We start from the raw sequence: 1,448 nt of genomic DNA on the forward strand, positions 1-1,448 counted from the left end.
GTCCTACCTTCTTTGTTGGGTCTGAACTGGTCATTCGTAGGATCGGTGGGCCCTGGGGCTCCGGGTATGGCTCTCACGGAATCGCCGTTGGCAAGGCTGAAAGGACTTGGCCGCCCGGGCCCCCGCGACGACTCGACCGCTAATTGGGATACGCGTGGATCGCTGTGTAGGACACCGTCGGCGTGGTCGTCTGTGGGTGAACACTTGAGCGCAACAACGATGGAGGTGGTCGTGCCCCAGATCTGGGCCGGCGTGGACATCGGCAAGGAACCCCACCACTGCGTGGTGATCAACGACAGCAGCGAACGGCTGTTGTCCCGGCGGGTCCAGAACGACGAAACCGAACTGCTGAACCTGATCGCCGACGTGCTGGCGATCGACACCGACGTGCGGTGGGCGATCGACCTGAACACCGGAGGCGCCGCGTTGCTGATCGGGCTGCTTGTCAACCACGCCCAGGAACTGCTCTACATCACCGGGCTGAAGGTCCACCGCGCTGCCGGAACCTACCGAGGTGAGGGAAAAACCGACGCCAAAGACGCGTTCGTCATCGCCGACCAGGCCCGCGTCCGTCGTGACCTCGGCCCGCTGCGCGCGGGCGACGAGATCGCGGTGGATCTGCGGACTCTGACCAACCGGCGCGCCGACCTGGTCTGCGACCGCACCCGGGCGATCAATCGGATCCGTCACCAGCTGCTCGACTACTTTCCCGCACTGGAACGCAACCTTGACCTGTCCCGCAAAGGACACTTGCTTCTGCTCACCGGTTACCAGACCCCCGACGCGATCCGGCGGCTGGGCGAGCAACGTCTGGCCCACTGGCTGCGGCACCGCAAAGCCCGCAACGCCGACACGGTCGCACACGCGGCCCTCGAGGCCGCCGCCGCGCAGCACACCACGCTGCCCGGCCAGAAACTCGCCGCCGCGATGGTCGAGCGGCTGGCAAAGGGGGTGATCGCCCTCAACACCGAAATCGCCGAGATCGACGCGATGATCGAGCAACGATTTCGCCAGCACCGCCACGCCGAGGTGATCCTCACCCTGCCCGGGTTCGGCCCGACCCTCGCCGCGGAATTTCTCGCCGCCACCGGCGGGGAGATGACCGCGTTCGGCTCGGTCGATCGTCTCGCCGGCTATGCCGGCCTCGCGCCCGTTCCCCGCGACTCCGGCCGCGTTCACGGCAACCTGCGACGTCCGCGCCGCTATCACCGGGGCTTGCTGCGGGCCTGCTACCTCGCTGCCATGGCCAGCCTGCCCTGTTGCCCCAGCTCGAAGGTTTACTACCAGCGCAAACGAGCCGAAGGCAAACGGCACGAGCAGGCGCTGCTCTGTCTCGCCCGCCGACGCCTCAACGTCCTGTGGGCCATGCTCCGCGACGACGCTGGCTACCACGCTTCACCTCCGATTTCGGTGGCTGCGTGACTTGACAACCCCCATTGGGAAGTCCT

Annotated in this window: 1 protein-coding gene; it reads left to right on the forward strand. The window is 66.6% G+C overall.

Annotated features, from left to right (window positions below; genetic code table 11):
* Positions 1-219 precede the first annotated feature (219 nt).
* The gene (locus tag ACZ7OH_RS51850; RefSeq protein ID WP_470287731.1) at positions 220-1,422 is read left to right on the forward strand and encodes an IS110 family RNA-guided transposase; all 1,203 of its coding nucleotides are present in this window, start codon (positions 220-222) and stop codon (positions 1,420-1,422) included.
* Positions 1,423-1,448: the final 26 nt, after the last annotated feature.

The organism is Amycolatopsis sp. NPDC114478 (assembly GCF_055633805.1).